The following is a 7491-nucleotide window of genomic DNA, read 5'->3' as shown; positions in this document are numbered from 1 at the left end:
GTCGTTGATTCCGAAACCGTGATGGCCACCCATTTGTCACACTTGATGCAAGTGCAAGCCGCGAAGCTCCTCAGTCGCACGGAAACCCAGCAACTGGTGGAACACGTGGCCAAGCTGGCCCCCAAGCTCATCGAAGAAGTGGTCCCGAAAATGGTCTCGATCGCAACGTTCCAGAAAGTCCTCCAGCTCCTGCTGGAAGAGTCTGTGCACATCCGCGACATCCGCACCATCATCGAGACCTTGGCCGAATTCGCCGGCAGCGTCTCCGACCCCGTCGAGCTGGCCCGCCGCGTGCGCATTGCACTCTCGCCCGCCATCGTCCAGCAGATCTACGGCCCCACCCGCGAGCTCAACGTCATCGCCATCGAACCCGGCCTGGAGCGCCTTCTGGTGCAGGCCCTGGGCAACACGGCCGGCCCCGCGCTCGACCCTGGCGTGGCCGACATCCTCACGCAAAAGGCTGCCGAGGTGGCCCTCAAGCAGGAAGAGATGGGCCTGCCCGCCTGCCTGCTGGTTCCCGACCAGATCCGCAACGCCATCTCCCGCCTGGTGCGCCGTGTAGCGCCCCGCCTGCAGGTGCTTGCGCACAGTGAAATCCCAGAGACCCACACCATCCGTATTGGGCCGATCCTTAAAGGTGCATCAGCATGAACATCAAACGCTTTACCGCCCCCACCTCCCGGGAGGCTCTGGCCAAGGCGCGCATGGCCTTTGGCGACGGCACACTGATCCTGTCCAACCGCCCGACCGCCAACGGCGTCGAAGTGGTGGCCACGGCCGAAGACACGCTGTCGGCGCTGGATGGTGGCGGCGCAAGCCCTGCCTCCAACCCGCCCCTGCTGGCTCCCAGCCCGGCGCGCAACGCACCCGCACGGGCCAGCCAGCCCGCGGCCTCGGCGGGCCTGGGCCGCAACCCTGTGGAAGAAGACACCGAGCAACTGGCCATGAGCACGCTGTCGTTCCAGGACTACGTGCGCGAACGCATGCTGCGCCGCCGCCACGAAGCACTCAACGGTCCGGCCGAACCACAAACCCTGTCTGAGCGCAGCCGCGACCAGGAACCAGAGCGCGAACGCATGCCCGCACCGGCCGTGGCGCGCCACAACCCGCTGCGCACCATCCCCATGGACATCCCGCCCGAGGCGCCCCGCCGCCGCCCGGAGGCCGCCAGCGCCAACCTGATGCAGGCCAACCAGCAGCAAAGCCTGATGAACGAGCTCCATTCCATGAAGGAGTTGATCGAAGACCGCTTCAACACGCTGGCCTGGCTGGGGCAGGCGCGCCAGAACCCGATCCAGTCCAACCTCATGCTCAAGATGATCCGCGCGGGCTACTCGCCATCGCTGGCCCGCGCCGTGCTCGAACGCATGCCCGAGGACCTGTCGGCTGGCGAATCAGTGCGCTGGCTGATGGACGTGCTGGAACGCAACCTCAGGACCGACCAAACCGATCCCCCGCTGTACGAGCAGGGCGGCATCTTCGCCATGGTCGGCTCCACCGGCGTGGGCAAGACCACCACCACCGCCAAGCTGGCCGCCATGTGCGCGCGCATCCACGGCCCCGGCAGCGTGGGCCTGATCACGCTCGACACCTACCGCGTGGGCGCGCACGAACAACTGCGCACCTACGGCCGCATGCTGGGCATCGTGGCCCACCTGGCGCACGACCGCGCCGCGCTGCAGGACCTGCTGGGCCTGCTCAGCGGCAAGAAGATGGTGCTCATCGACACCACCGGCGTCGCCCCGCGCGACCCACGCAAGCGCGACATGCTCGACGTGCTGGACCTGCCCCATGTCAACCGCCTGCTGGTGCTCAACGCTGGCTGCCACGGCGACACACTGGACGATGTGCTCACCGCCTTCAAGACCGACGGCTCGCAGCAGGCCATCCTGTCCAAGGTGGACGAGGCCGTGAAGCTCGGCCCCGCCATCGACGCGCTGATCCGCCACCAGATGGTGCTGCGTGGCGTGACCAACGGCCAGCGCGTGCCCGAGGACTGGGAGCGTGCCGATGCGCACAAGCTCATCAGCACCTCCATGCGCGCCCCGGCCAAATCGGCTTTCGACCCCAAGGCCACCGACCTGAACTTCTTCTTCTCGCACTCGCCCGACACCGTGGCCGAAGGAGGGCTGGTCGATGCTTGATCTGGGCTTTCACCAAGCCGCCGGGCTGCACAGCTTCACGCCAGAGGCCGCGCTGCGGATGCTGGCTGTCGCCAGCCAGGGCAACACCGCCAACGGGCTGGAGACACTCTGGCAGATCTGCGCGAGCCTGCAGCGGCTGGGCTACCCCGTGGTGGTGCTCGACGGCACGGCCCAGGAGACCGACGACAGCCCCGGCCTGATGCACCTGCTGCAACACGCCTCGTGGAATGAGGGCGCCAGCCTGAACCTGGGGGCCGCCGCATCGTCGCTCGCAGTGATTCCGGCGGCCAAGGGCTTGCAGCACCTCAGCCGCAAGGCGGGCAACACGGCGCGGTCTCCCATGGAAAGCCTGCTGCCCTATTTCAGGACCTACGGCCTGATGGTGATCCACGCACCGGCCCCCACCCTGGGGCCCTTGCTGACGCACACGGCCACGGTGCCGCTGGTCGTCATGGGCAGCGGCGCAGCGAGTGTGATGAGCAGCTACAAGAGCCTCAAGCAGATTGCCCTGCACACCGGGTTGCCCTGCATGGTGGCTGCCCTGCTGCATGGCGACACTGCCGCCGAGCGCCGTAAGGCCCAGTCGCAACTGATGACGCTACAAGCCTGCGCTGAGCGCCACCTGGGCGGCCCGGTGCGGACCACCACCATCGCCACACAGAACCCCCAAGACCTTCAGCGCCTGGCCTTGCAACTGCTGGAAAATGCGGGCACCATGAATGGATCGCTGACTGCGCTGCCACCCAGCAACCTGACAGGCATGCCTGCGCATTTTGTCCGGAGCCACTGACCTGATTTGTCCGGAGCTATTGATCTGATGTACACCGCCAAAGGCCAGCTCGATCGTGACGCCATGATCCGCCAGCATGTTCCGCTGGTTCGGAGAATTGCGCACCACATGATCGCCAAGCTGCCTCCCAATGTCGAACTGGATGATCTGATCCAGGTGGGCATGATGGGCCTGGCCGACGCGCTCTCGCGCTATGAAGTCGCCCAGGGCGTGCAGTTCGAAACCTTTGCCACCCAACGCATCCGCGGGGCCATGCTCGATGAGCTGCGCGAGGGCGACTGGATGAGCCGCAGCTCGCGCAAGAGCCAAAAAGACATCGAGCACGCGGTGCACCGGCTCGAACAGAAGCTGGGCCGCAGCCCGCTCGAATCGGAAATTGCCACTGAAATGGGCATGAGCCTGCCGGACTACCAGTCCCTGCTTGGCAAGGTGCGTGGCACGCAGCTGGTGTATCTGGAAGACATGACCCATGGCAACGACGACGAAGAGGGTTTTTTAGACCGCCATGTCGCCGATGCCGATGCCGACCCGGTCGAGTTGCTGCGCGACCAGCGGCTCAAGGTGTCGCTGGTGAACGCCATCAAGAGCCTGCCTGAGCGCGAGCAGCACATCATGGGCATGTACTACGAGCACGACATGAATCTCAAGGAGATTGCCGCCGTGCTCGGCGTGACGGAGTCACGGGTGTGCCAGTTGCACAGCCAGTCCATCGCCCGGCTGCGCGCCAAGATGCGCGCGCATTGATCCCCCGAATCATCTCACCGTCGGTTGAATGGGGCGTTTTCAGCCCGCCGAACGGTAGATGCGTGCCACGCCCGGTTTGGCCGCGCCGGGGGCTTTCAGCCCGTCACCATAGGTCGACGCCGCATTGGACGGGGGCAGCAGGCCCTCGACCTGCCGGTCCGCCACGGCGGACAGGCGCGCCAAGTTTTGGCGATGCACCGCCAGCATGTCGCCGATGGTTTCCACCCGCTTTTGCACTGATGCAGACAGAGGCAAGCCGCGCGCGGTGGACTGCTCCAGCGCATGCGCGAACTGGGCCGCTGCATTCCGCAGGGCCGTGCTGTGTTTTTCCAGGGATTGGGGGTCTGCCGAGAGAAGGGCGGCAGAGACTTTATCGATCAGCTGTTCGACAGCCGAGAGGGATTCTTCCAGCGACATGGCGCATTGTGCGATGGATCGCGCCTGTCTGCAAAGGAACGCTCAACCCCGAGAGCGCGACAGGATCTCCTGGGCGTTGGACAACATCTTGTCGGCAATGGCGCCAGCGTCCACAGAAAACTCGCCTTTTTCAATAGCGGCACGGACGGCCTTGACCTTGCCCGCATCAAAATCAGCGGTGGTGCGGGAAGTCTGGTTCAGGGCTTGGGCGGCGATGGACACCGTGACAGGCACACCGGCGGCGGACGTAGCCAGGGCGTCCTTGGTGGCTCCTTCAGCAGCGCTGGCAGGGGTTTTGGCTTGCTTGGCAAGCCCCGTCTGCGGCAATGCGCCCGGGAGTTCCGGTTTTTGACCTATCTTCATCGCTCTCTCCACCACCCCGTTCGATGTGGGGCACAGTAGCAATGTTTTCGACCCATTTTGCTGGGACTTTAGCCATTTATCGCTGTGGCGTCATCAAAGAGTGACATCCACCGTCCCACCTTCGCTCACAATCCCACTGACAATTCGACCATTATCCATGCGTACGCGCACAGTTTGCCCTGCAGAGCCTGCAGACAGTGCCTGCCCTGCCGATGTGACGGCATAGCCGGGGCCTTGCGCCATCACCTTCACCTGCGCGCCCGCACTAAACAGTTGCGGCGCACGCACCATCGCCTGACGCAATGCCTGGCCCGCCACCAGTTGGCGTGAGGCCACCTGCCCCACCCACATCTCCGGGTTCGCCATCACGGGAGCGGAGTCGGCCGCCCAGTCCACCTCGGCCTCCATGGCGTCGTTGGGGGTCAGAACGGTGCCTGGCGCGACGTTGCTGGTCAGCACCCAAGCCGGGCCAAACGCCTTGATGGTCACGGGCAAGAACACATTCCAGGCCGTCGCACCCTCCACACAGCGCAGCCCCAAGCGGGTGCGCCCCCACAAGCGGGAGCCTACCGGCAGGTAGGGCTCCACCCGCGCGCAAGGCGCCAGGCGCAGGCGCGAATCCAGTGAGCCAACGCTCACTTCCATCCGAAGAGGCAAGCCCGCTACCGGGCTGCGGGCCAGGGCATCGTCCAGCCACCGCTGCGTGAGCGGGCCGAGGTCCGCCGCCGGATCGCCCACGGCCTGGGCCTGCACGGCACTGCCACCCGCCAGGCACAGGGCGAACAACGCCACGCCAGCACGAACCCGTGCGGACAAACGGTTGAAAAGGGGGGTTGCTGGCATGGGTGGTACCTCCTGGTCTTCGGGTGGCCTGCGCAAGAACAACAAAGGCAAGGGCCATTTCACCCCAGGAACTATAGGCAGATGGCCCCGGCCCAAAACCCGGAACTGCGCATCCATTTCCACGCTCTTCGCGCTTTAGAAAAAAGCGGCGGTTTCCATAATCAAGCAACGCCGAAAAAGCCCCTGGGGCTGGCGACTTTGCAACCGACGGTGTGAGGCACACATGCTTGACAAGATGACCAACCAGCTGAGTTTTCACAGCAACGCCCTGGTGCTGCGTGCGGAGCGTCAGCGCGCCATCGCCAGCAACATCGCCAATGCGGACACCCCCGGCTATGTGGCCCGCGACTTCAAGTTTGGCGATGCCCTGCGGGAAGCCACGGGCGTGAGTTCCTCAGGCACGGGCTCCGGCGTCACCCGCCTGGCCATGAATGGATCGCATGGCACGGTGGGCACCACCGACCCCCATCACATCCCCATGCCCACCGTGTCCACCAGCACCGGCATCGATAAGCGGGGAGCCCTGGGCTACACGGTGCAGACGCAGCCCAGCCTGGACAACAACACGGTCGATCTGGACCGCGAGCGCGCCAACTTCGTGGACAACTCCGTGCGCTATGAGGCCACGCTGCGCTTCATCAACGGCGGCGCCAAAACCATGCTGAGCGCCATCCAGGGCCAGTAAGCAACCAGCACCGCAGTTCAGAAAGAAAGCGAGTCACGCCATGTCCATGTTCTCCATCTTCAATGTGTCGGGCAGCGCCATCAGCGCGCAGTCGCAGCGGCTCAATGTGGTGGCCAGCAACCTGGCCAATGTCGATGCCGTAGCAGGCCCCGATGGCAAGGCCTACAAGGCGCGCCAGGTGGTGTTTGAGACCGCGCCCATGGGCGCCGACACGGCGGCTGGCGTGCGCGTGAGCCGGATGAGCGAGAGCGATGTGCCCGGCCGCCGCGTGCACGACCCCAGCCACCCGTCGGCCGATGAGCAGGGCTATGTGACGCACTCCAACGTGAACGCGGTCGAGGAGATGGTCAACATGATCTCCGCCTCGCGCTCGTACCAGAACAACGTCGAGGTCATGAACACGGCCAAGTCGCTGCTCCTCAAGACCCTGCAAATGGGCCAGTAATTTCCGGGAGACCCCGCCATGATCACCAGCGCCACCAACGCCCCTTCTGTCACCGATTCTTCATCCGGCACCAAGGCCAATGCGGCTACCGATCCTGCGGCAGCACAAGACCGCTTCCTGAAGCTTCTGGTTGCCCAGCTCAACAACCAGGACCCGATGAACCCGCTGGACAACGCCCAGATGACCTCGCAGATCGCGCAGATCAACACGGTGACAGGCATCCAGCAGCTCAACCAGACCATGCAAGGCATGGCTGCGCAGTTCAACTCCCTGCAGGTCATGCAGGGCACCACGCTCATCGGGCGCAACGTCTTGACCGAGGGCTCCAGCCTGGCCGTGGCGGATGACGCCGGCAAGGGTGGCTTTGAGCTGCCATCGGGTGCCACCAACGTCAAGATCGAAGTCACGACCGCAGGTGGACAGGTGGTGGACACCATCGACCTGGGCGCCAAGGCGGCGGGCCGCCACACCTTCGAGTGGGATGCCAGCAACTACGCAGGCGCCACCGATGCGCTGCAGTTCCGTGTCACGGCCGTCAATGGCTCGACCAAGCTGGACAGCACGCCTCTTGCCGTTTCCAAAGTCACGGCCGCAGGCGCTGAAGACGGCGAGCTCAAGCTCACCCTCTCCAACGGAAAAACCATCAACTACAGCCAGATCAAGGCCCTGGTCTAAACCGGCCCGCCCCCTTCGCCCTTCAGGAGAACACCATGAGCTTCCAACAAGGCCTGTCTGGCCTGAACGCCGCCAGCAAGAACCTCGACGTCATCGGGCACAACATTGCCAACTCCAACACCGTCGGGTTCAAGGCCTCACGGGCCGAGTTCGCGGAGATGGTGGCCTCGGCCATCGGGTCGTCCGGTGGCACCAACGCGGGCATTGGCGTGGAGGTGGCGGCTGTCTCGCAGCAGTTCACCCAGGGCAATCTGACGATCACCGGCAACAGCCTGGACGTGGCCATCAACGGCAACGGCTTTTTCACGCTCACGCTGCCCGATGGCACACCCGCCTACACCCGCTCCGGCAACTTCAAGCTGGACAAGGAAGGCAACATGATCAC

12 protein-coding genes are annotated in these 7491 nt (G+C 64.7%); 9 read left to right on the top strand and 3 right to left on the bottom strand.

The features are described from left to right. The 4 genes from Q0105_RS17770 to Q0105_RS17755 all read left to right on the top strand — a co-directional run. Window positions 1-651: FHIPEP family type III secretion protein (locus Q0105_RS17770; protein ID WP_298213522.1), on the top strand; the 651-nt coding region annotated here is incomplete at its 5' end. Further along, on the top strand, window positions 648-2144 hold the full coding sequence (gene flhF, locus Q0105_RS17765; RefSeq protein WP_298213520.1) for a flagellar biosynthesis protein FlhF: 1497 nt from the start codon (window positions 648-650) through the stop codon (window positions 2142-2144). The genes Q0105_RS17770 and flhF, both read left to right, overlap by 4 nt. Next, a complete protein-coding gene (locus Q0105_RS17760; RefSeq protein ID WP_298213518.1) occupies window positions 2137-2934 on the top strand; it encodes a hypothetical protein in 798 nt (265 codons plus the stop codon). Before flhF ends, Q0105_RS17760 begins: the two co-directional genes overlap by 8 nt. A gap of 27 nt (window positions 2935-2961) precedes the next feature. Continuing rightward, window positions 2962-3678, top strand: a complete 717-nt coding sequence (locus tag Q0105_RS17755; RefSeq protein ID WP_298213516.1) for an RNA polymerase sigma factor FliA — start codon at window positions 2962-2964, stop codon at window positions 3676-3678. A 39-nt stretch (window positions 3679-3717) separates the two neighbouring features. Here Q0105_RS17755 and Q0105_RS17750 read toward each other — a convergent pair whose 3' ends face one another. From Q0105_RS17750 to flgA, 3 genes are all read right to left on the bottom strand, one after another. Then, window positions 3718-4095, bottom strand: coding sequence for a hypothetical protein (locus Q0105_RS17750; protein WP_298213514.1), 378 nt, complete (start codon window positions 4093-4095; stop codon window positions 3718-3720). 42 nt (window positions 4096-4137) lie between these two features. Further along, window positions 4138-4458, bottom strand: a complete 321-nt coding sequence (flgM, locus tag Q0105_RS17745) for a flagellar biosynthesis anti-sigma factor FlgM (protein ID WP_298213512.1) — start codon at window positions 4456-4458, stop codon at window positions 4138-4140. A 93-nt stretch (window positions 4459-4551) separates the two neighbouring features. Beyond that, window positions 4552-5301 carry a flagellar basal body P-ring formation chaperone FlgA gene (gene flgA / locus Q0105_RS17740; protein ID WP_298213510.1) on the bottom strand — a complete coding sequence of 250 codons (750 nt, stop codon included), beginning with the start codon at window positions 5299-5301 and terminating at the stop codon, window positions 4552-4554. 81 nt (window positions 5302-5382) lie between these two features. Here flgA and Q0105_RS17735 point away from each other — a divergent pair, with 81 nt between their 5' ends. From Q0105_RS17735 to Q0105_RS17715, 5 genes are all read left to right on the top strand, one after another. Then, the gene (locus Q0105_RS17735; protein ID WP_298213508.1) at window positions 5383-5517 is read left to right on the top strand and encodes a hypothetical protein; all 135 of its coding nucleotides are present in this window, start codon (window positions 5383-5385) and stop codon (window positions 5515-5517) included. 7 nt (window positions 5518-5524) lie between these two features. Then, window positions 5525-5986: a flagellar basal body rod protein FlgB gene (flgB, locus tag Q0105_RS17730; RefSeq protein WP_298213506.1), complete on the top strand. Its 462-nt coding sequence runs from the start codon at window positions 5525-5527 to the stop codon at window positions 5984-5986. A gap of 40 nt (window positions 5987-6026) precedes the next feature. Then, window positions 6027-6431: a flagellar basal body rod protein FlgC gene (gene flgC / locus Q0105_RS17725; protein ID WP_298213504.1), complete on the top strand. Its 405-nt coding sequence runs from the start codon at window positions 6027-6029 to the stop codon at window positions 6429-6431. A gap of 18 nt (window positions 6432-6449) precedes the next feature. After that, window positions 6450-7106 carry a flagellar hook capping FlgD N-terminal domain-containing protein gene (locus tag Q0105_RS17720; protein WP_298213502.1) on the top strand — a complete coding sequence of 219 codons (657 nt, stop codon included), beginning with the start codon at window positions 6450-6452 and terminating at the stop codon, window positions 7104-7106. 35 nt (window positions 7107-7141) lie between these two features. Then, window positions 7142-7491 (top strand): flagellar hook-basal body complex protein (locus Q0105_RS17715; protein ID WP_298213500.1); only part of this gene is annotated, 350 nt, incomplete at its 3' end.

The sequence above is a fragment of the Acidovorax sp. genome, assembly GCF_027492855.1.
Classification (GTDB): domain Bacteria; phylum Pseudomonadota; class Gammaproteobacteria; order Burkholderiales; family Burkholderiaceae_C; genus Acidovorax.
This window is presented reverse-complemented; position numbering and strand designations above follow the sequence as displayed.

Coding starts and splice junctions, on each gene's coding strand:
- flhF (WP_298213520.1), top strand. CDS start 648: ATGAACATCAAACGCTTTACCGCCCCCACCTCCCGGGAGGCTCTGGCC.
- Q0105_RS17760 (WP_298213518.1), top strand. CDS start 2,137: ATGCTTGATCTGGGCTTTCACCAAGCCGCCGGGCTGCACAGCTTCACG.
- Q0105_RS17755 (WP_298213516.1), top strand. CDS start 2,962: ATGTACACCGCCAAAGGCCAGCTCGATCGTGACGCCATGATCCGCCAG.
- Q0105_RS17750 (WP_298213514.1), bottom strand. CDS start 4,095: ATGTCGCTGGAAGAATCCCTCTCGGCTGTCGAACAGCTGATCGATAAA.
- flgM (WP_298213512.1), bottom strand. CDS start 4,458: ATGAAGATAGGTCAAAAACCGGAACTCCCGGGCGCATTGCCGCAGACG.
- flgA (WP_298213510.1), bottom strand. CDS start 5,301: ATGCCAGCAACCCCCCTTTTCAACCGTTTGTCCGCACGGGTTCGTGCT.
- Q0105_RS17735 (WP_298213508.1), top strand. CDS start 5,383: ATGGCCCCGGCCCAAAACCCGGAACTGCGCATCCATTTCCACGCTCTT.
- flgB (WP_298213506.1), top strand. CDS start 5,525: ATGCTTGACAAGATGACCAACCAGCTGAGTTTTCACAGCAACGCCCTG.
- flgC (WP_298213504.1), top strand. CDS start 6,027: ATGTCCATGTTCTCCATCTTCAATGTGTCGGGCAGCGCCATCAGCGCG.
- Q0105_RS17720 (WP_298213502.1), top strand. CDS start 6,450: ATGATCACCAGCGCCACCAACGCCCCTTCTGTCACCGATTCTTCATCC.